The organism is Nonomuraea sp. NPDC005730, from assembly GCF_040630865.1.
Taxonomy (GTDB): domain Bacteria; phylum Actinomycetota; class Actinomycetes; order Streptosporangiales; family Streptosporangiaceae; genus Nonomuraea.
Genome location: NZ_JBEXYK010000053.1, coordinates 15,340 through 35,273, shown reverse-complemented (window position 1 = coordinate 35,273; position 19,934 = coordinate 15,340). Strand labels below are relative to the sequence as shown.

Genomic DNA, 19,934 nt, shown 5'->3' with positions numbered 1-19,934 from the left:
AATCCGGACCTACCTGACGGAGGGGCCTTGTCCCGCCCGAGAGAGTGCTCGATCGCCAACGCGCTGGCCGTCGTGGGCGAGCGGTGGAGCCTGCTGGCGATGCGCGAGATCATGCTCGGGGTGCGCCGCTTCGACCAGATCGCCCGCAACACCGGCGCCAGCCGCGACATCCTCACCGCCCGGCTGCGCAAGCTGGTCGAGGTGGGCCTGCTGGAGCGGGTGCCGTACGAGCGGCACCCGCCGCGCCACGAGTACGTCCTCACCGAGTCGGGCCAGGCCCTGCACACGGTCCTGCTCGCCCTCATGGACTGGGGCGACCGCCACGTCACCGAGGGCGAGCCGCCCACCGTGTGGCGGCACTCGTGCGGCGAGCCCCTGGAGCCGCTCACGGTGTGCGCGCACTGCCGGGAGCCGGTGCGCCCCCAGGAGCTGACCGTGATCCGGGTCGACCAGCCGCAGTAGCGGGAAGCGTCCGCCCAGCGGTCCGCCGGGGGGCGTGGTAGGGCCCGCCCTACCACGCAATGGCCCGCCGCCAGGATCGATCACTCCCCCGCCGGGCCCGTAGCGTCGTAGCCATGACAACCCTCCGGCACCGCGTCGCCACCGACACCCGCTACACCCTGCTCGGCCTCCCCGCGGCCGCCGCCTCCTTCACCCTCGCCGTCGCCGGAGTCTCGGCCGGTCTCGGCTCGGCGGTCGTGTTCGTCGGGCTGCCCGTCCTGGCCGCCACCGCCGCCATGGCCCGCCACTTCGCCGACCTGGAGCGCGCCGCGCTCCCCGGAGTGCTCGGCCACCCGATCGCCCGCCCCCGCTACGCGCAGGTCCCCGCGGGGGCGGGTTCCTTCCGCCGCATGATGAACCCGGTGGCCTCCGGCCAGGCGGCGATGGACCTGCTGCACGCGATCATCGCCTTCCCGGTCTCGCTGGCCGCCGCCGTCGTCAGCGCGGTGTGGTGGGCGGGCGCGGTGCTCGGCCTGACCTTCCCGATCTACGGCTGGGCGATCGCCGCGATCCCCGGCGTGGACGGCGGCCTGCCCGCCCTGCTCGGCCTCGGCACCGGGACCGTGCCGTTCGTGGCGTTCAACACGGCGGTGGGCCTGCTGTTCGCGCTCACGCTCGTCCCGGTGGTACGCACGGCGGCCCTGGTGAAGGCGAGCGTGTCCCAGGCCCTGCTGACCCGCGCCCACGTCCCGTCCATGGAGGCTGCGTCCCCGGTCTGGGTGACAGCCCGGTAGGGACGGGGCTACCCTCCCAAGTGCCGAAGTTTCCGATCTTGTGAGGGCAGGGAAGCCGTGCCGTCGTGGGCAGATCTGCCGATCGGCCAGGTGGTACGGCTCGACGCCGACCCCGACGCCGTGGCACTGGCCCTCGATCCCCTGCCGGACGACGCCCCGGCCGTCGTCACCTTCTTCGCCGCCGAGGAACGTTCCGTCGCCGACCTGGCCGCCTCCGTCCTGCGTGAGCTGGACAAGGCGGCCATCGCGCTGTTCCCGGCCTGGTTGCCGGGCGCCGAGGGCATCGAGGGCCCGTCCGGGGTGAACGTGGCCGCGGTCCAGGCGCTGGCCTTGCGCAGGGCCTCGGTGACCGGCCATTTCGGGCCGTTCCTCGCCGAGTTGGCCCGGCGGGCGCTGACGGGCGGACCCAGCGGGCTGGCGCCGGAGGTCCGGGCGGCGGGGCTGGTCAGGGTGCTGGCCGACAGCTTCGGCCGGGCCCGGCCGGCGGTCCTGGTGAGGGTGCCGGACGGGCTCGCCGCGGCGGCACGGGAAGTGCTGGTCGCCGGGTGCGAGTGGCTGGCGCACCGGGGCCGGGCCGGCGTCTGGCTGGCCGGCGCGCCCCTGCACGACGACCGCGTACGGACGATCGCCACCCCGCTCCCCACGAACCCGCTCCCGGCCGCTGCGGATAGCGCCCGGGAGGCCGTCCCGCTTCCCGCGACCGCCGACCGGGCGCCCGCCGTCGCGTATCCGCCGGTGGCGGGCCGGCCGCATCCGGGCAGCGCGAGCGAGCTGGCGCTGGAGGCCGCGCTGTCCGCGCGGGCGTGGGCCGGGGGCCGGGCCTGGAACCAGACGTACCGGCCGGGTCCGCTGGCCGTGCCGATCCGGGTGGACCTGCTCTGGGAGCGGGAGCGGTGCGTCGTGGAGATCGACGGTCCCGACCACCGCGCTCCGGCCAAGTTCGCCGCCGACCGGCAGCGGGACGTGCTCCTCCAACTCGATGGTTACGCCGTGCTGCGCTTTCCCGATGCTCAGGTGATGACTGACATGGACACCGTCGTCCGTCAGATCGGCCAGTTTCTGCGGAACCGCCGCAGAGCGGAAGGATGAGATATGCCAGACAAAGGGCTGACCCTGCCCGAGTTCACTGCCCTGCTGGTGCTGGCCGTCGAAGCCCGCGAGATCTCCAACAGCGAGCTCAAGGAGCACTACAGGCTGACCATCGACGGTCAGCGGCGGCTGAAGCTCAACGAGCTGAAGCTGGTCGAGAGCCGGCAGCCGAGGCGCGGACGCGCCTTCGTGCACGTGCTCACCGACTCCGGGTGGGCCAGGCTGGCCGAGGACCTGCGGGCCGGGGCGATCCCGCCGCAGACCGGCTCGTCGGGGGCCATCGCGCGAGCCCTGCTGGAATGGCTGCCCCGGTTCATGCGGCGCACCGACCAGCGGCTGTCGGAGATCTTCCAGCCCGAGCCGGACGTCCTGCCCGCCGGTCTGGAGTCGCGCATCCGTGCCGCGTACGCCGAGCTGGCCGCCGCCCCTGGTTCGTGGGTGAGCCTGACCCCGCTCCGGCGGCTGCTTCCCGCCGTGCCGAGGCAGGAGGTGGACGAGACGCTCGTCCAGATGGAACGCCTTCCGGACGTGAACCTGGTCCCGGAGTCGAACCAGAAGACGCTCACGCCCGAGGACCGGGAAGCGGCGGTGATCATAGGCGGGCAGGACAAGCATCTGCTGTGGATCGGCGAGCTGTGAGCGGCGGCGGCATCGCGGACCTGGCCGCGCTGACGTTCAACTACACCGAGGGCGCCGACGACGTGTGGCGCCGCTCCCCCTTCCACGTCGAGGGCCTGCACGGCGCGTCGACGAAGATCCTCCTCGACGGGCTGGCCGCGGCCGCCCACCGGCCCGAGAGCAGCCCCATCGGCGTGGTCGTGCAGGGCCAGCGCGGCACCGGCAAGACCCACCTGCTCGGCTGGCTGCGTGAACGCGCCCAGCGCGAGGGCGGCTACTTCATCCTGGTCGGCCTGCTGGACGCCAAGGGTTTCTGGGAGAGCATCGTGGTCTCCCTGCTGGACAGCCTCTCCCGGCCCCGCCACGACGGGCAGACGCAGCTCACCGTGCTCCTGGACCGCCTGGCCATCATGGCGGGCCTGTCCCGCATGGCCCGCCGCTCGGTCACCGGCAAGCGCGGCCTCACCAGGGACGAGCTGGACGCCTTCGTCACCGCGTTCCGCCGCGTCGGGGGCCAGGTCGGCCGCGACAGCCAGGACGCCGCGCGCGCCCTGGTCCTGCTGGCCGGCGACGATCCGGGGCTGCAGGACCTCGGGGAGTCGTACCTGTCGTCGGCGCCCGAGGGCGAGCCGGGCGAGCGGGCCCGCTGGGGCATCCGGCAGCTCGGGCGCACGCCGCAGGAGATCGTCAGGGACCTGTCGCGGCTGATGGCGCTCACCGGCCCCACCATCGTCGCGGTGGACCAGATCGACCCGCTCGTCGCCCAGTCACGGGTCACCACCTCCGGCGGCGCCGAGCACGACCCGGCCGAGCAGCTCATGATCGAGCGCATCGCGGGCGGGCTGATGGCGCTGCGCGAGGTCACCCGCCGGACCCTGACGGTCGTGACCTGCATCCCCGCCACGTGGGCGCTCATCGAGCGGGTGGCGGTCGACACCGTGCGCGACCGCTTCCGCCAGGCGGTCCCGCTCATGACCATCCCCGACGCGGCCACCGCCCGTGCCCTGGTCGCCACCCGCTTCGAGGTGCAGTACGGCGAGGCGGGCGTCAAGCCGCCGTACCCGACCTGGCCGGTCCGGCCGGAGGCGTTCGAGCAGGCGCCCGGGTTCACCCCTCGGGAGCTGCTCATCCGGATCGACCGGCACGTCCACGCCTGCGTCATGGACGGCGAGGTCAGGGAGCTGACCGGGTTCGCGGCGGAGGCGGCGCCGCGGCCGCAGCCGCCCGCGCGCCCTGCCGACCTCGACGCGCTCGACGCGCTCGACGCCCGCTTCGCCGAGCTGCTGGAGGCCGCGCAGGCTCCGGTGATCGACCAGGCCGGTGAGGACGCCGTGATGCCCGCGCTGCTGGCCGCCGGGCTGCATGCGTGGATCGCCGAGCAGGGTGAGGCCGGCCGGGCCTTCGGCGTGGACCCGCCGCCGAGCGCCAAGCCCCCGTTGCACGCCCGGCTGCGCCGTACGCTCGACGAGAGCAGGGAGGACGAGGTCCACTGGGCCTTCCGCGCGGTCAGCGCGACGCACGGGAACGCGGCGCTGAACCGCGTCCGCAAGGCGTGCGTGGCGGCCGGGCTGGACGCGGAGGTGCCCAAGCGGCGGTTGTTCCTGCTGCGCGACACCCCATGGTCGCAAGGGCCGGCGACGCGGGAGACGATCGCGGCCTTCGAGCGGGCCGGTGGCAGGACGCTGCGGATGAGCCGGCAGGACCTGCTGGTCCTCGCCGCGCTGCGGGCCCTGGTGGCGGAGAGCCCGCCGGACCTGGCCGCCTGGCTCGCCGCGCGGCGGCCGACGTCCAGGATCGGCTTCCTCACCGAGGCTCTGGCCGACGCGTGGAGCGTTCCCGCCGTGCCGGCCCCCGAGATCCCTGTGGCGGCGAGCGGCCAGGGCGGCGGCGACCAGGAGCGGTCCCTGACGATCGGGCGGCGGATCGCGGACGGCGAGCCGGTGCGGATCGCGCTGGAGGCGCTGCGCAAGCACACCGCGATCTTCGCCGGTTCCGGCTCGGGCAAGACCGTGCTGATCAGGCGGCTGGTCGAGGAGTGCGCGCTGCGCGGCGTCTCCTCGATCGTGCTGGACCCGAACAACGACCTGGCCAGGCTGGACGAGCCGTGGCCCGAGCCGCCGCGCACGTGGGCGGAGGGCGACGCCCGCCGCGCCGAGGAGTACCTGGCGGCCACCGACGTGACCGTCTGGACGCCGGGACGGACGGGCGGACGCCCGCTGAGCTTCCAGCCGCTGCCCGACCTGGCGAGCCTGGCCGGCGACCCCGACGAGTTCGCCGAGGCGGTCGAGGCCGCGGTCGCGTTCATCGTGCCGCGGGTCAGGCTGGACGCCAACACCGACAAGGCACTGCGCGGGCAGGCCGTGCTCAGGCGGGCCCTGGCCGCCTACGGAGGCGGCGGCGCGACCAGCCTGAGAGGGTTCGCGGCGTACCTGGCCGACCTGCCGGACGGGGTGAGCGAGCTGGCCAGCGCCCGGCGCATCGCGGCCGACCTGTCCCAGTCGCTGACCGCGGCGATGGACAACGACCCGCTGTTCGGCGGGGCCGGCGAGCCGGTCGATCCCGGGCTGCTGGTGACGCCGCCGCCGGGCAGGCGGGCCCGCGTCTCGGTGATCAGCCTGGCCGGGCTGCCGGGCCTGGAGCAGCGGCAGAGCTTCGTCAGCCGGCTGCAGATGGAGCTGTTCGTCTGGTTCAAGCGGCACCCCGCCCAGGACCGTCCGCTGGGCGCGCTGTTCGTCATGGACGAGGCGCAGACGTTCGCCCCCGCGGCGGGCGGCGCGTCGGTCTCCACCCGCAGCACGGTGCTGCTCGCCTCCCAGGCCCGCAAGTACGGCCTGGGCCTGGTCTTCGCCACGCAGGCGCCCAAGGGGCTGCACAACCAGATCCCCGGCAACTGCGCCACGCAGTTCTTCGGCCTGCTGAACGCCCCGATCCAGATCAGCGCGGCCAGGGAGATGGCCCAGTTCAAGGGCGGCGGCGACGTGCCGGACATCTCCCGGCTGGGCGCGGGCGAGTTCTACGTGGCGGGCGAGGGCGGCGGGTTCGCCAAGGCGCGCGTGCCCATGTGCCTGACGCACCACCCGAAGGCGCCGCTCACCACGGAGGAGGTCGTCGCCAGGAGCCGCGGGGGCGCCTGATCGCCACGGTCCCGGCCGCCGGAGGGGGCGGCCGGGACCGGGCGACCCGCGTCGGCCGTCTCAGGAGGACGGGCGGCCCGAGGTGAGCAGGCGGCGGGCCAGGACGGCCAGGTAGAGCGCCCACCCGGCGGCGACGACGGCCAGGGCGGCGACCGGCTGCCAGCCCGGCAGCTCCTCGACGGCCCGGCGGCACACGGCGACCGTCACCGGGATCGTGTAGAGCGCGAAGAAGGCCAGCCCGAGCACCCGCCCCACCACCAGGAACCAGGCGTACACCCGGACGCCGCGCGGCGCCGTACCGGTCCGCCGCGCCCGCAGGTACGCCTGCGCGTCGGCCATGAGGTTCTTGTTGCCGCCGGCGTTGGCGATGGCGTAATAGACGTCGGTACGCATGAAGAACAGGAACTGCCAGGCGATCTGCGACAGACAGATGACCACGACCAGCCGCACCACGGGCACGTCGGCGGCGTACAGGACGCAGGTCCCGGCGCAGGCGAGGAACCAGTCCACCCGCATGCCGGCCAGGTGGGCGCGGTAGCGGGCGCGCCTGGGCACGCCCCAGACGCCGGTGATCCTGGTCTGCACGACGAGGAACTGCAGGCGGGTGCCGAGCGACAGCTCGGCCCGCACGCCGAGCGACCGGGCCGCGGCGATGTGGCCGAGCTCGTGGACCAGCACCAGCAGCCACGAGCCCGCGGCGAAGGCGACGGTGAAGGTGAGGCTGTCCGACCAGACCAGCGAGGAGAACGACGGCAGCACGCCGGGCCTGGCGACCGCCGCGGCCAGGGCGCACACGGTCAGCGCGGCCAGCACGGCGTGCGCCGGGCGGGAGAACAGCCAGGCCACGTGGCCGGGCCTGATCCGGTCCCACAGGTTGGGTGGGCGCCGGGGCCGGCCGAGCAGCCCGGCCGCGCCGAGCCCGGTCACGAACTCGGCGACGTCCACGTCCAGGCCGCGTTCGGCCAGCACCAGGGCGCGGGCCTCGGCGGCCGTCCTGGTGCCGTCGAGCGCCTCGACCACGGCCGCCGCCACGCCGGGCACGTTGACGAACGTCTCGCCGTTGCCGATCACGTAGTCGTCCGGGCCGTCGGCCACCACGCTGAGGAACGACAGATCGGTCCGCGGCTCGGTCTTCACCCGCACACCTCGCAGCCGTCGCGGCGGTCGAAGTCGTAGGCCGTGGTGGTCAGCGTGAGCAGGTCGAGCCAGAGACCGCGGCCCTCGACGGCGGGAGCGCCGGTGCCGGTCAGGAAGCGGATCACCTCGGCGGCGAGCATGCCCGACACGATCCCGCACAACGGGCCGAACGACGGGATGGCCCGTCCGGGGTTGTCGTTGGCCGGCAGGACGGTGGAGCCGTACCGCGCGGCCAGGGCGGCCTCCTGGCAGGCCAGGCAGCCGGTCTTGCCGGGCACGACCAGCGGGCCGAGCAGGCCGACGTGCTGGTTGAAGCCGCCGGTGACGAACGGCGTGCCGGCCCGTACGCAGGCCTCGTTGACCCAGCGGCGGATGTGCGGCTGCGGGGTGTCGACGGTGTTGACCACGAGGTCGGCGTCGGTGACGACGTCGGAGGGGCCGGTGATGCGCCGCTCGACGCGGGTGACGCGGACGTCCGGGCAGTGCTCGCGCAGCCTGCGGGCGGCCGCGGCCGTCTTGGGTTCGCCGAGATCGCGGACGGTGTAGAGGTGCTGGCGGTGCAGGTTGCCGATCTCGACGCGGTCGTCGTCGAGCAGGGTCAGGCGGCCGACACCGGAGGTGGCGAGGTGCAGGGCGACCTGGCCGCCGATCGCGCCGGCGCCGAGCACCGCCACGTGCCTGCCGGCGAGGTCGCCGAGCGCGGCCACGGCCCGGTCGGCCGGCTGGAACATGGCCATGAACAGCGCGAACCTGGACAGCCGGGCGTCGGCGGCGAGCGTGGCGAGCTCGGCGTCGGTGACCAGGAAGCGGGCCGCGCGCAGCTGTTCGACGGCCGAGTCGATCTCGGCGGGGGTGAGGTCGTCGAGCAGGTCGTACAGGTCGGACTGCTCGACGGGGGTCTCGGCGCACAGGCGCAGCAGGCGGCGCAGGGGTGGCGGCGCCGGGTCGAGGATCTGGCCGGTCGGGGGGAAGTCGCCGAGCCGTACGCGCCCGCGGGCGTCGTCGATGAACAGGGGGAAGACCGGATTCACCTGAATCCTGGGCATGAAGGCGGCTCCCGGGCGAGTGAGGGCCTCCCGCGGGGTCGGGCCGCGTCGCGGGAGGCCCGAAGAGGTCAGCAGCTGTTGCTGTTTCCGGTGGTCTCGACTTCTTCGACCTTCTTGATCTCGATCGTCATGAGCGATCCTTCCGTCGATCTTGATGGGCCGATGAGATCATAAAGTAAAGATCGCCCCTTTTGATAGACCCAAGTACGAAATATCCGCGAAATCGTCTTATATCCGTGCAATAAAGTCGCGGGATCGTTTCCACATAAGCGCCGCCGACTCTTCCGAGTATCCGGGAAGATCGGGATCGGCGAACAAGTGCACATTTCCCGGATAAATGAAGCACTCGAATAACGGCCCCAGCTCCGTACGCAGACTGCGGACGTCGCCGGCGTCCACCCACGGGTCGCCCTCCGCGTAGTGGAGCTGCACCGGCACCGAGACCGGCCACCCCTCCGCGCCCACCTCGGCCACGGCCGCGCAGCCGTGGTAGAGCAGCAGCCCCTGGGCCAGGGGGTGCGTGGCGGCCAGGAGCTGGGCCCCGAACCCGCCCAGCGAGAACCCGGCGAACACGACCGGCCCGCGCGCCCGCGCGGCGATCTCCCGCCAGCGGCGCGCGAGCTCGTCGAAGCCGATCGCGTCCCGTTTGCGCAGCCCGGATTCGAGGTCGTCGAAGACCTCGCCGTCGTAGTAGTCGGGCGTGCGCACGACATGCCCGCCCGCGCGAAGCGCCTCCGCGGCCCCCATTACCCCCGGTCGCAGGCCCTGTGCGGAGTGCAACAGGATGATCTCTGCCATGTGCACTGTGTACCATCGCGCGCAGGCCCCACCAAGGGCCCCGTTCGGGCACCCTCCCGTGGCCCGCCACGCCGGCGTGCGGGGCCCCGGGCGGTGGCCATGTCCGCCCGGGGATCGCGCGGGTCAGGAGCAGGTGTAGGCGGACGGCGTCGCGGTGTCGCCGCCCGGCCTGCTGACCTGGAACCCGAAACTGGTGCTCGCGCCGGGCGCGAGCGTGCCGTTGTACCCGGCGTTCCTGGCGGTGACGTTCTGCCCGCTGACGGTGACGGCGGCGTTCCAGGAGCCGGTCAGGCTGTGCCCGGCGGGCAGGGTGAAGGTGACCGTCCAGCCGTTGGTCGCGGACGTGCGGGTGTTGGTGACGGTCACGGGCTGGATGACGTACCCGCCGCTCCACTGGGTCTGCACGGTGCCGGCGGCGGTGCAGCCGCCGGTTCCGCCTCCGGTGAGGGTGGTGAAGGTGACCGCCGGGGAGTCGCCGGACAGGTTGCCCGCGCCGTCGCGCGCCCGCACGTAGACCTGGTACTGGGTGCCCGCGGTCAGGCCGGTCAGGTTGATGCTGTTGCCGGTGGACCGGCCGAGCTGGGTGTCGGTGCCGCCCTGCTCGCGGTAGACGTCGTAGCCGGCCAGGCCGCTGCCGCCGGTGTCGGTGGAGGCGGCCCAGGTGAGGGTGGCCGAGCTCGCGGTGACGTTGCCCGCCGTGGGGGTGCCCGGCGTGCTGGGCGGGGTGGTGTCGGTGCCGGTGCCGCCGGCCAGCGCGTCGTGCACGGCGGTGTACGACGGTTTCTGCTGGTAGCTCTCGTTGTAGATCAGCGCGGCGCCCTGGCCGGGGAAGGTGTCGGGCACCCAGGAGTACTTGTCGGTGAAGCCCCAGATCGTCACGCCCTGGCAGGCGGTCACCGCGAGGCAGGCGTTGACGACGTTGCGGTAGTAGGTGGCCTGGGTGGCGTCCTTGGTGGCGTCCCTGGGGGTCTGCATGCGCACGTCCAGCTCGGTGATCCGGACCTGGACGCCGAGGGCGGCGAAGCGCTGCAGGTTCTGCTGGAAGTCGCCGGGGAAGCCGTACTGGATGGCCAGGTGGGACTGGAAGCCGACGCAGTCGATCGGCACGCCCTGCTGGCGCAGCGAGGAGACCAGGTTGTAGATCGCCGTGCTCTTGGCGTTGATCCCCTCGGTGTTGTAGTCGTTGATGCACAGCTCGGCGTCGGGGTCGGCGGCGCGGGCGGCGCGGAAGGCGTCGGCGATGTAGCCCGAGCCGAGCGTGTTGTACCAGAACGACGTGCGCAGGTTGCCGCTGTCGTCGAAGACCTCGTTGACCACGTCCCAGGAGACCACGGCCGGGTCGTCGGCGAAGTGGCCGACGACGTTGGCGATGTGGTTCTGCATGGCCGCGCGCATCGCGGTCGCGCTCAGGCCCTGCACCCAGCCCGGCGTCTGGCTGTGCCACACGAGGGTGTGGCCGTGCACCTGCTGGTCGTTCTGGGCGGCGAAGGCGACGATCGCGTCGGCGCCGGAGTAGTTGAACTGGCCCTGGCCGGGCTCGATGGCGTCCCACTTCATCGCGTTCTCGGGGGTGACCTGGCTGAACTCGGTCGCCGCGATGGTGCGGTAGGAGGTCTCGCCGGCCAGCGGGCCGGTGGCGAGCGCCGTGCCGATGAACTTGCCCTTGGCGGACGCGTGCGTGCGCAGGGGCGCCGAGGCGTCGGCCGCGGTGGCCGGGAGGAGGACTGCTGCGAGAATCCCCAGCAGGGCGAGGACTCTGACGGACAGGGACGAGAGCACGGGCATCTACCTCCGGAGGCAGGCACTCGATTCCGAAACCTTTCGATCCTCGGCGGATCGCATCGCAGACGGTATTGACATGCGGCAGAACGGTCAATGCCGATCGCGTACCGCCGCCAAACGAGCAGTTGGCGGGCAAAAAATATCGGCCTTCTCATGAAAGTTTCACGAACGCTCGCGCCAGGGGTTTTCGCTGCTCTAGCGCGACGTACCTACCGGTCGGTACTGTGAAAGTCCGGAAGAATCGTCTGATGCGGGAGTTCTGCGCATGTCCCTTTCGCACGCCCAGGTCCAAGCCCAGCTCACCGGCCCCGGCCAGCTTTTCGAGACCGAGGAGATCGGCAACACCGGGGTACGCACGTGGAAGCACGCGCCGGCACACTTCCGCGCCCTGCTGGAGACCAGCAGGTTCCACGGCGAGCAGGTCTTCCTGGCCTACGAGGACGAGCACATCACCTTCGAGGAGCACTTCCGCCGCGCCGCCACCCTGGCCGCCCGCCTGGTCGAGGAGTACGGCGTGACCAAGGGCGACCGCGTCGCCATCGCCATGCGCAACTACCCGGAATGGGTGGTCTCGTTCTCGGCCACGCTGGCCGCCGGGGCCATCGCCGTACCGCTGAACGCCTGGTGGACGGAGGCCGAGCTGGCCTACGGCGTGCGCGACTCGGGGGCCAAGGTGCTGATCGCCGACGGCGAGCGGGCGGTCAGGCTGGCCTCCACGGGCGTGCCGATGATCGTGACCAGGGGCGAGGTGCCCGAGGGCGCGCGTTCGTTCGGCGACGTGCTGGGCGAGGTCACCGCCGACGTGAAGTTGCCCGACGTGGAGCTGTCCCCCGAGGACCCGGCGACGATCTTCTACACCTCCGGCACCACCGGCCGGCCCAAGGGCGCGCTGGGCAGCCACCGCAACCTCGGCCAGTCCCCCATGACGGTGGCCTACGGCCTCGTCCGCTCGGTCACCATGGCCGGCAAGGACGTGGGCGCGGCGGCGAGCGTGCGCCGGGTGACGCTGCTGACCGTGCCGCTGTTCCACGTCACCGGCTGCTTCTCCGGCATGACCACCTCGATGTTCACCGGCGGCGGCGTGGTGCTCATGTACAAGTGGGACCCCGAGCAGGCGCTGCGGCTGATCGAGCGGGAACGCGTCACCACGATGATCGGCGTGCCGACCAACGCCTGGCAGCTCATGTCGCACCCCGACTTCGGCAAGTACGACCTGTCGTCCCTGACCACCCTCGGCTACGGCGGCGCCCCCGCCCCGCCCAAGCTGCTGGAGCGCATCACCACGAACCTGCCCGACCGCGCCCCCTCCAACGGCTACGGCATGACCGAGACGACCGCCCTGGCCATCGGCAACGGCGGCGCCGAGTACCACGCCAGGCCCGACAGCATCGGCATGCCCTCGGCCGTGGTGGACGTGCGCGTGGTGGACCCCATGGGCGCCGAGCTGCCCGCCGGCGAGGTGGGCGAGCTGTGCGTGCGCGGCCCGAACGTGATCATGGGCTACTGGAACCAGCCCGAGGCCACGGCGCAGACGTTCGTGGACGGCTGGCTGCACACCGGCGACCTGGCCAGGATCGACGACGAGGGCTATGTCTACATCGTGGACCGCGCCAAGGACATGGTGATCAGGGGCGGCGAGAACGTCTACTGCGCCGAGGTCGAGGCCGCCCTGTTCGAGCACCCGGCGGTGGACGACGTGGCGGTGATCGGCGTCCCGCACGACGAACTGGGCGAGGAGGTCGGCGCGGTGATCCGGCCGGCGCCGGGCCGGTCGGTCACGGCCGAGGAGCTGCGCTCGTTCCTGACGGACCGGATCGCCAAGTTCAAGATCCCGGCGCACGTGTGGTTCCGCGAGGGCGAGCTGCCCCGCAACCCCGGCGGCAAGATCCTCAAGACCCATCTGCGCCGCGAGGTCCTCGGCTCCTGACCGTTCCCCGCCGGGACGCCGCACTCCCGAACCCGCTTCCGGGACGCCGCTCCCGGGAGGTCGCACACCCCTGAAACCCCGTCCGGGGCGCCTCCGCAAGGGGGCGCCCCGTTCTTTCTGCCCGAAGAATCCGCAGCTCGACGGCCGGTTCGCGGACTTCATTACCTGACGCGTAATCGCGGCCCCTACGCCCCGGCTGACATCGTTCAAGTGTCGCAACCAGCACTTGAAGGAGCCGAGATGACCGCCCTCACCGTCACCACCGACCGGACCAGGTTCCTGCGCCTCGCGCTCATCGCGGACGCCGTCGTCACCGGCGGCAACGGGCTGGTCTACCTGGCCCTGGCCGGCCCCGCGAGCGACCTGCTCGGCCCGGGCGCGGGCCTGCTGCGCGAGATCGGGATCTTCCTCCTCGTGTACGGCGCCGCCGTCGGCCTGCTGGCCTCCCGCCCCACGATCAACCCGGCCGCCGTCAAGGCCGTCATCGGCCTGAACGTCGTCTGGACCCTCGGCAGCGTGGCCGCCGTCGTGACCGGCGCGCTCGAGTTCAGCACGCTCGGCGCCGTCTGGGCCATCGCCCAGGCCCTGGTCGTGGGGCTGTTCGCCGAGCTGCAGATCACCGGCCTGCGCAAAGCCCGCCGCTGACACCTCTCCTGAGAACCGTTGAGAGAACTCCTGGAAGAAAGTGAGATCATCATGACCGCCGAACTCGTCGAGCACTACATCGCCGCCTGGAACGAGACCGATGCCGACGCCCGCGCCAAGGCCGTCGCCGAGCTGTGGACCGAGGACGCGACCTACACCGACCCGATGGCCGACGTGGCCGGGCACGCCGGGATCGCCGCCGTGATCGAGGGCGCGCAGGGCATGTTCCCCGGCCTGGTGTTCACGCCGGGCGAGGTGTTCGACGCCCACCACCACATCGCCCGCTTCACCTGGCACCTCGGCCCGGCCGGCGAGGAGCCCCTGGCCGTCGGCTTCGACGTGGTCGAGCTGGCCGAGGACGGCCGGATCCGCAAGGTCCTCGGTTTCCTCGACAAGGTGCCCGCAGCCTGACGCCCCTCCCGCGAAGGCCCCCGGTTCCCCCCGGGGGCCTTCGCCGTTCCAAAATGATTTGCCCTCATCGCGGACGTGGTCCGACAATCAGACTTCGTGCCCGCACCATTCATGCGCCTGCTCCGTCAGCTCTCACCCGACCTGAGCCCGCTGCGCGCCTCCCGTGACTACCGCCTGCTGTTCGGCGCCGGCGTCGTCACCATGTTCGGCACGATGATCACCATGGTGGCGCTGCCGTACCAGATGAAGGAGCTGACCGGTTCCTACGTCGCGGTCGGGCTGATGAGCCTGGCGGAGTTCGTGCCGATGGTGGTGTGCGGGCTGTGGGGCGGCGCGATCGCCGACGCGCTCGACCGCCGCCGGATCATCGTCCTGAGCGAGCTGGGCCTGCTGGTCACCACCGCCGCCCTCGTGGTCAACGCGATGCTGCCGCACCCGCAGGTCTGGGTCCTGTACGTGATGGGCGCCCTGTCCACCGGCATCGCCTGCCTGCAGCGTCCGAGCCTGGAGGCGGTGATGCAGCAGGTCGTCCGGCACGACCAGCAGGCCGCGGCGGCGGTGCTGAACAGCCTGCGCTGGAACGTCGGCGCGATCGTCGCCCCGGCACTGGGCGGCCTGCTGCTGGTCCACCTCGGCACGCACGTCGCCTACGCCATCGACACGGCGACCTTCGTGCTCTCCCTGGCGCTGCTGTGGCGCATCAGGTCGCTGCCGCCCGTCGAGGACGCCGCGCCGGCCTCGCTCAGGTCACTGATCGAGGGCGTGCGGTACGCCACCGGCCGCAGCGACCTCATGGGCACGTACCTGGTGGACATCGCGGCCATGGTGTTCGCCATGTCCAACGCGCTGTTCCCGTTCCTGGCCGACGAGCTGGGCTCGCCCGAGTCGCTCGGCCTGCTGTACTCTGCCGCCGCCGTGGGCGCCCTGGCCGCCTCGGTGACCGGCCGCTGGACGGCCCGCGTCCAGCGGCAGGGCCTCGGCGTGATCGTCGCGGCGGCGCTGTGGGGCGTGGCGATGACGCTGACCGCGCTGGCCCCCAGCGTGTGGCTGGTCTTCCTGTGCATCGCGCTCGCCGGCGCGGCCGACATGATCAGCGGCATCTTCCGCACGACGATGTGGAACCAGACCATCCCGCAGGAGCTGCGCGGGCGCCTGGCGGGCATCGAGCTGCTGTCGTACGCCAGCGGCCCGATGCTGGGCAACGCCCGCGCGAGCCTGATGGCCAACTTCGGCGGCACCCGCTTCTCGCTGGGCGCGGGCGGCCTGCTGTGCGTGGGCGCCGTCCTGGGCCTGGCCGCCGCCCTGCCCAGATTCCGCCACTACGACGCCAGAACCGACGAACACGCGATCGCCGAACGCGCCCGCCGCACCCAGCAGTCCTCCGACCAGCCCACCCCAGCCTGACCAACCCACCACGGGCGGCCGTCCCACCGGCCCGACCGGCTCCAGCGGCGGGGGCGGACCTACTCCGGCTCCCGCCAGCCTTCGTACCGCTCCACCAGCTCGTCCACCTGGCCGAGGGCTTGTTCGTCCAGCCCGTCCACGACGACGAGCCACTGGGCGTCCTCGGCGTCGTCCTCACCGGCGAGCGTCTCCCGTACCACCCGCGGCACCCCGAGCCCCGGGAACCACTCCCCCAATGTTTCGGCGACCTCCTCGGCATCCCCACGCTCGCCGAACACCAGCAACTGCCTCATGCCCACATTCTCCCGCGAGTTGAACGCGTGTACGTTCGTTCACCAAGCGTGAGCGGCATACATTGGTTAGCGTTGGACCATGACTGCCGAAGCGGTGATCCTCACGATGGAGTCCTCTTCCTCACTCCCCGACTGGGCTTTCCCCCCGCCGCAGGGCTACGTCGCCGAAGACCTCGATCACATTCCGGATTTGCCTGCGCACACAGAGTTGATCGATGGAAGCTTGGTCTTCGTGAGCCCCCAGCGCGACTTCCATCACACAGTGATCTTCCAGCTCCATCTCCGGCTGCGAGAGGCTGCCCCCGAGGGCTACCGTCTTCGCCAGGAGATGAGCGTGAAACTGGGGCCCGAACAACGGCCTGAACCGGATCTCATCGTGCTGGGCCCCAACGCCGTCATTCAGCAAGACGTCACCTACTTCGACGCCAAAGATGTCCTTCTCGCCGTCGAGGTCGTCTCTCCTGATTCGGTGGTCCGCGACAGGAAGCGCAAGCCCACTCTCTACGCCGAGGCAGGTATCCCCCACTTCTGGCGCATCGAGGAAGCCTCGGGCCTGCCGGTGGTCTACGTCTACGAAATCGACCCGGCCACCAACAGCTATGCCAACACCGGCATCCACCACGACCGGCTCAAGCTGACCGCGCCGTTCGACATCGACATCGACCTCACGACGCTCTACATCACATGACTAAGGGGGCCGGTACGACGATCCGTACCGGCCCCCTCAGGTCGACTCAGGCGCTGCGGAGTTGGGCTCCCACGCGGTCGGCCGCCATCGCCACCGCCGCGTCCCTGGCCGCCGTCGTCTCCTCGACCGTCAACGTACGGCCCGCCGCCCGGAACCGCATCGTGTAGGCGAGCGACTTGTTCCCCTCGCCCACCTGCTCACCCGCGTAGACGTCGAACAGCCGCACCGACTCCAGCAGCTCGCCGGCCCCGTCGCGCAACGCCGCCTCCACGTCGGCCACCGGCGTGAAGTCGGGCACGATCAGCGCCACGTCCTGCGTCGCCACCGGGTACGGGGACACCGGCGGCGCCTGCACCGGACCCGGCATGCCCGACTCCAGCCGCGACAGCTCCAGCTCCATCGCGGCGGTGCGCGGCGGCAGCCCGTACGCCTCGATGACCCGCGGGTGCAGCTCACCGGCGTGCCCCACCAGCGTGTCGCCCATGTAGAGGGCGGCGCACCGGCCCGGGTGCCAGGGCTCGTGCTGGTCGGCGCTGATGGACAGCTCGACCCGCGACTCGGCGGCGATCAGCCGGGCGGCCTGCACGGCGTCGGCCCAGGAGGCCTGCCGGCCGGAGCCCCACCAGCCGGACCGCTCGAACTCCCCGGCCAGCACGACCGCGACCCGCAACGGCTGGTCGGGCAGCGCCGCCTCGATCGAGGCCAGCTCCTCCTCGGTGGGACGGCGCGAGACGCCGAGCACCGGGGCGGCGGCGGGGGCGTTCTCCCGGGGCCGGTAGACCGCGCCCGTCTCGAACAGCGCCACGTCGCCGAAGCCGCGCCCGACGTTGCGGACCAGCGTCTTGAGCAGGCCGGGCAGCAGCGTCGTGCGCATCAGCGGCTCGTCCTCCGACAGCGGGTTGGCCAGGCGCATGGCCCGGCGCCGCGCGTCGTCGGCGGGCAGCTGCAGCCGGTCGAAGTCGTCGGCCCCGATGAACGGGTAGCTGAGCACCTCGACGTAGCCGCCCTCGGCCAGCGCCCGGCCGACCCGCCGGCGCAGCCGCTGCCCCTCGGTCAGCCCGGCGCCCGCCGGAGCGCTGGGCAGCACCGACGGCAGCCGGTCGTAGCCTTCCAGCCGGATGACCTCTTCGGCCAGGTCGTTGGGGTCGGTGAGGTCGGGCCGCCACGACGGCGGGGTGACCGTGATCATGTCGGGGCCGGTGACGGCCAGCCTGGCGGCCAGCTCGCCGCCGGTCACGACGCCGGTCGGGTCGACGCCGCCCTCGCGCACGGCCGGGTCGTCGCCGTCGGCCACGAGGCAGCCCACCTGCTCCAGGCGGCCGACGACGACCTCCTTGGAGTACGGGACGCCCGCCACGGCCGACGGATGACCGGCCGGGATCGCGATGCGCGCCGGCGTGACGTCGACCTCGGCGTGCGTCACGCCGGGCTGCACGGTCGCGCCGCCCAGCTCGGCCAGCATGCGCACCGCCCGCCACGAGGCGACCAGCGGCAGCTCGCGGTCGACGCCGCGCTCGAACCGCTTGGACGCCTCCGACACCAGCCCGTGCCGGCGCGACTCGCGCGAGATGCCGGTGGCCGAGAAGTGGGCGGCCTCGATGACGATGTCGGTCGAGCCGTCGGAGATCTCGGTCTCCAGGCCGCCCATCGTGCCCGCCATGGAGATCGGGCCCGACTGGTCGGTGATGAGGATGTCGTCGGGGTCGAGCTCGCGCACGACGTGGTCGAGCGTCTCCAGCCGCTCGCCCGCACGGGCCCGCCGCACGACGATCTCGCCGGTCAGCTTCGACCGGTCGAAGGCGTGCAGCGGCTGGCCCAGCTCCAGCATCAGGTAGTTGGTGATGTCGACGGCCAGCGACACCGGGCGCATGCCGGACCGGCTCAGCCGCACCCGCATCCACAGCGGGCTCTGGGCGGCCGGGTCGAAGCCGCGCACCTCGCGCAGCACGAACCGGTCGCAGGCCGTCGGGTCGCCGATGGAGGCCGGCCAGGACGGCTCGGTCTCGGCGGGCACCTCGACGTCGGCCGGGTCGCGGAAGGCCACGCCGAACGCGGTGGCCACCTCGCGGGCCACGCCGCGGACGGACAGCGCGTAGCCGATGTCGGGCGTGATCTCCAGCTCGATCACGTCGTCGCGCAGGCCGAGCAGCTCGACCACGTCGGTGCCGATGGGCGTGCCGGCGGGCAGCACCATGATGCCGTTGTGGTCGTCGCCGAGGCCCAGCTCGCGCTCGGAGCAGATCATGCCCTCGGACATGCGCCCGTACGTCTTGCGCGCACCCACCTCGAACCCGCCCGGCAGCACGCCGCCGGGCAGCACGACGGGGACGCGGTCGCCGGCGACGAAGTTCGTGGCGCCGCAGACGATCTCGCGCGGCGTCGCCTCGCCCACCTCGACCTTGCAGTGCCTGATCGGCTTCTTGAAGCCGGTGAGCTCCTCGATCTCCAGCACCTCGCCGACGACGACGTTCTTGACGTCGTGGCCGTAGGAGGTGATGGCCTCGAGCTTGAGCCCGGCCATGGTGAGCCTGTCGGCCACCTCGTGCGCGGTGGCCGCCGGGAGATCGACGTACTCCCGCAGCCAGGAGAGCGGGACCTTCATCAGATCTCCATTCCGAACGGGAGCGTGAAACGCACGTCCCCCTCGATCATGTCTCGCATGTCTTCGGCGTTGTGGCGGAACATCAGCGTGCGCTCGATCCCCATGCCGAACGCGAACCCGGAGTAGCGCGAGGGGTCGACGCCGCAGGCGATGAGCACCCGCGGGTTGACCATGCCGCAGCCGCCCCACTCGATCCAGCCCTCGGACTTGCAGGTGCGGCACGGCGGGTTGCCGGGGATCGCCGAGGCGCCGCGGCAGACGAAGCACTTCAGGTCCATCTCGGCGGACGGCTCGGTGAAGGGGAAGTAGTTCGGCCGGAACCGGGTGGTGATGCCCTCGCCGAACATGACCTCGGCGAACCTGTCGAGCGTGCCCTTGAGATGGGCCATGGTCAGGCCCTCGTCGACGGCCAGCCCCTCGGTCTGGTGGAAGACCGGGGTGTGCGTGGCGTCGAGCTCGTCGGTGCGGAACGTCTTGCCCGGCGAGATCACGTAGACCGGCAGCTCGCGCTGGAGCAGCGCGCGGATCTGCACCGGCGAGGTCTGGGTGCGCAGCACCATGCCCGACTCGGTGGAGTCCACGAAGAACGTGTCGTGCTCGGAGCGGGCGGGGTGGTCGGTGGCGATGTTGAGCGCGTCGAAGTTGAACCACTCGCCTTCGAGCTCGGGGCCCTCGGCGACCTCGTAGCCCATGGCGACGAACGCGTCGGCGATGCGCTCCTGCAGCGTGGTCAGCGGGTGGCGGGCGCCGCGCGGCCGCCGGTCCCAGGGCAGGGTGACGTCGACGCTCTCCTCGACGAGCACCCGGGCGTCGCGCTCGGCCTCCAGCTCGGCCTGGCGGGCGGCCAGCGCCTCGTTGATCGCTCTGCGGGCGCCGCCGACGCGCTTGCCGGCCTCGGCGCGGGCGGCCGGCGGCAGGGCACCGATCTCGCGGTTGGCCAGGGCGATGGGCGAGCGGTCGCCCGCGTGCGCCAGCCTGGCCTGCTTGAGTGCGTCGAGGCTGTCGGCCGCCTTGATCGCCGCGAGGGCGTCGGCCTCCATGCGGGACAGCTCGTCGGCGTGCAACGGCGTCACCTCGACGGGGTCGTAGTCAGACAAGAGTGAGCTCCGTATCCAGGGCTTGAGC

Annotated in this window: 17 protein-coding genes; 10 read left to right on the top strand and 7 right to left on the bottom strand. The window is 72.2% G+C overall.

Annotated features, from left to right (window positions below):
* Window positions 1-27: 27 nt before the first annotated feature.
* The 5 genes from ABZ444_RS38790 to ABZ444_RS38770 all read left to right on the top strand — a co-directional run bounded on the left by ABZ444_RS38790 (window position 28) and on the right by ABZ444_RS38770 (window position 6,076).
* Entirely contained in the window at window positions 28-462 is a 435-nt protein-coding gene (locus tag ABZ444_RS38790; protein WP_358008401.1) for a helix-turn-helix domain-containing protein, read from the top strand.
* A gap of 113 nt (window positions 463-575) precedes the next feature.
* Complete coding sequence (locus tag ABZ444_RS38785) at window positions 576-1,235, top strand: sensor domain-containing protein (protein WP_358008397.1); 660 nt, start codon at window positions 576-578, stop codon at window positions 1,233-1,235.
* A gap of 57 nt (window positions 1,236-1,292) precedes the next feature.
* Window positions 1,293-2,324 carry a DUF559 domain-containing protein gene (locus tag ABZ444_RS38780; protein WP_358008395.1) on the top strand — a complete coding sequence of 344 codons (1,032 nt, stop codon included), beginning with the start codon at window positions 1,293-1,295 and terminating at the stop codon, window positions 2,322-2,324.
* Window positions 2,325-2,327: 3 nt separating this feature from the next.
* Window positions 2,328-2,963 carry a hypothetical protein gene (locus ABZ444_RS38775; RefSeq protein WP_358008392.1) on the top strand — a complete coding sequence of 212 codons (636 nt, stop codon included), beginning with the start codon at window positions 2,328-2,330 and terminating at the stop codon, window positions 2,961-2,963.
* Entirely contained in the window at window positions 2,945-6,076 is a 3,132-nt protein-coding gene (locus ABZ444_RS38770; protein ID WP_358008389.1) for a DUF87 domain-containing protein, read from the top strand. Before ABZ444_RS38775 ends, ABZ444_RS38770 begins: the two co-directional genes overlap by 19 nt.
* Before the next feature lie 60 nt (window positions 6,077-6,136).
* Here the strand turns inward: ABZ444_RS38770 and ABZ444_RS38765 are convergent, their stop codons facing one another.
* From ABZ444_RS38765 to ABZ444_RS38750, 4 genes are all read right to left on the bottom strand, one after another.
* Window positions 6,137-7,213 (bottom strand): hypothetical protein, encoded by a 1,077-nt coding sequence (locus tag ABZ444_RS38765; protein WP_358008386.1) that lies wholly within the window; start codon window positions 7,211-7,213, stop codon window positions 6,137-6,139.
* On the bottom strand, window positions 7,210-8,259 hold the full coding sequence (locus tag ABZ444_RS38760; RefSeq protein ID WP_358008383.1) for a TOMM precursor leader peptide-binding protein: 1,050 nt from the start codon (window positions 8,257-8,259) through the stop codon (window positions 7,210-7,212). The genes ABZ444_RS38765 and ABZ444_RS38760 overlap by 4 nt, the downstream gene beginning before the upstream one ends.
* Before the next feature lie 228 nt (window positions 8,260-8,487).
* Window positions 8,488-9,057: a dienelactone hydrolase family protein gene (locus ABZ444_RS38755; protein WP_358008380.1), complete on the bottom strand. Its 570-nt coding sequence runs from the start codon at window positions 9,055-9,057 to the stop codon at window positions 8,488-8,490.
* Window positions 9,058-9,180: 123 nt separating this feature from the next.
* Window positions 9,181-10,842 carry an endo-1,4-beta-xylanase gene (locus ABZ444_RS38750; protein WP_358008377.1) on the bottom strand — a complete coding sequence of 554 codons (1,662 nt, stop codon included), beginning with the start codon at window positions 10,840-10,842 and terminating at the stop codon, window positions 9,181-9,183.
* A 262-nt stretch (window positions 10,843-11,104) separates the two neighbouring features.
* On the opposite strand from ABZ444_RS38750, the gene ABZ444_RS38745 reads away from it, so the two are divergent.
* From ABZ444_RS38745 to ABZ444_RS38730, 4 genes are all read left to right on the top strand, one after another.
* A complete protein-coding gene (locus ABZ444_RS38745; protein ID WP_358008374.1) occupies window positions 11,105-12,766 on the top strand; it encodes a class I adenylate-forming enzyme family protein in 1,662 nt (553 codons plus the stop codon).
* A 240-nt stretch (window positions 12,767-13,006) separates the two neighbouring features.
* The gene (locus ABZ444_RS38740) at window positions 13,007-13,411 is read left to right on the top strand and encodes a hypothetical protein (RefSeq protein WP_358008371.1); all 405 of its coding nucleotides are present in this window, start codon (window positions 13,007-13,009) and stop codon (window positions 13,409-13,411) included.
* A gap of 51 nt (window positions 13,412-13,462) precedes the next feature.
* Window positions 13,463-13,822 (top strand): nuclear transport factor 2 family protein, encoded by a 360-nt coding sequence (locus ABZ444_RS38735; protein WP_358008368.1) that lies wholly within the window; start codon window positions 13,463-13,465, stop codon window positions 13,820-13,822.
* Window positions 13,823-13,918: 96 nt separating this feature from the next.
* Window positions 13,919-15,226 carry an MFS transporter gene (locus ABZ444_RS38730; RefSeq protein WP_358008365.1) on the top strand — a complete coding sequence of 436 codons (1,308 nt, stop codon included), beginning with the start codon at window positions 13,919-13,921 and terminating at the stop codon, window positions 15,224-15,226.
* 59 nt (window positions 15,227-15,285) lie between these two features.
* Here the strand turns inward: ABZ444_RS38730 and ABZ444_RS38725 are convergent, their stop codons facing one another.
* Window positions 15,286-15,519, bottom strand: coding sequence for a hypothetical protein (locus tag ABZ444_RS38725; protein WP_358008362.1), 234 nt, complete (start codon window positions 15,517-15,519; stop codon window positions 15,286-15,288).
* A 79-nt stretch (window positions 15,520-15,598) separates the two neighbouring features.
* Here ABZ444_RS38725 and ABZ444_RS38720 point away from each other — a divergent pair, with 79 nt between their 5' ends.
* The gene (locus tag ABZ444_RS38720; protein WP_358008359.1) at window positions 15,599-16,207 is read left to right on the top strand and encodes a Uma2 family endonuclease; all 609 of its coding nucleotides are present in this window, start codon (window positions 15,599-15,601) and stop codon (window positions 16,205-16,207) included.
* 46 nt (window positions 16,208-16,253) lie between these two features.
* On the opposite strand, the gene ABZ444_RS38715 is transcribed toward ABZ444_RS38720, so the two are convergent.
* A complete protein-coding gene (locus tag ABZ444_RS38715; RefSeq protein ID WP_358008356.1) occupies window positions 16,254-18,809 on the bottom strand; it encodes a phenylalanine--tRNA ligase subunit beta in 2,556 nt (851 codons plus the stop codon).
* A complete protein-coding gene (gene pheS / locus ABZ444_RS38710) occupies window positions 18,809-19,849 on the bottom strand; it encodes a phenylalanine--tRNA ligase subunit alpha (protein WP_358008494.1) in 1,041 nt (346 codons plus the stop codon). The genes ABZ444_RS38715 and pheS overlap by 1 nt, the downstream gene beginning before the upstream one ends.
* Between the last annotated feature and the right edge of the window lie 85 nt (window positions 19,850-19,934).

Bases quoted from the DNA above. Each gene is read 5' to 3' on its own strand.
- ABZ444_RS38785 (WP_358008397.1), top strand. From the start codon at position 576: ATGACAACCCTCCGGCACCGCGTCGCCACCGACACCCGCTACACCCTG.
- ABZ444_RS38775 (WP_358008392.1), top strand. From the start codon at position 2,328: ATGCCAGACAAAGGGCTGACCCTGCCCGAGTTCACTGCCCTGCTGGTG.
- ABZ444_RS38760 (WP_358008383.1), bottom strand. From the start codon at position 8,259: ATGCCCAGGATTCAGGTGAATCCGGTCTTCCCCCTGTTCATCGACGAC.
- ABZ444_RS38755 (WP_358008380.1), bottom strand. From the start codon at position 9,057: ATGGCAGAGATCATCCTGTTGCACTCCGCACAGGGCCTGCGACCGGGG.
- ABZ444_RS38750 (WP_358008377.1), bottom strand. From the start codon at position 10,842: ATGCCCGTGCTCTCGTCCCTGTCCGTCAGAGTCCTCGCCCTGCTGGGG.
- ABZ444_RS38745 (WP_358008374.1), top strand. From the start codon at position 11,105: ATGTCCCTTTCGCACGCCCAGGTCCAAGCCCAGCTCACCGGCCCCGGC.
- ABZ444_RS38740 (WP_358008371.1), top strand. From the start codon at position 13,007: ATGACCGCCCTCACCGTCACCACCGACCGGACCAGGTTCCTGCGCCTC.
- ABZ444_RS38735 (WP_358008368.1), top strand. From the start codon at position 13,463: ATGACCGCCGAACTCGTCGAGCACTACATCGCCGCCTGGAACGAGACC.
- ABZ444_RS38725 (WP_358008362.1), bottom strand. From the start codon at position 15,519: ATGAGGCAGTTGCTGGTGTTCGGCGAGCGTGGGGATGCCGAGGAGGTC.
- ABZ444_RS38720 (WP_358008359.1), top strand. From the start codon at position 15,599: ATGACTGCCGAAGCGGTGATCCTCACGATGGAGTCCTCTTCCTCACTC.
- ABZ444_RS38715 (WP_358008356.1), bottom strand. From the start codon at position 18,809: ATGAAGGTCCCGCTCTCCTGGCTGCGGGAGTACGTCGATCTCCCGGCG.
- pheS (WP_358008494.1), bottom strand. From the start codon at position 19,849: ATGGAGGCCGACGCCCTCGCGGCGATCAAGGCGGCCGACAGCCTCGAC.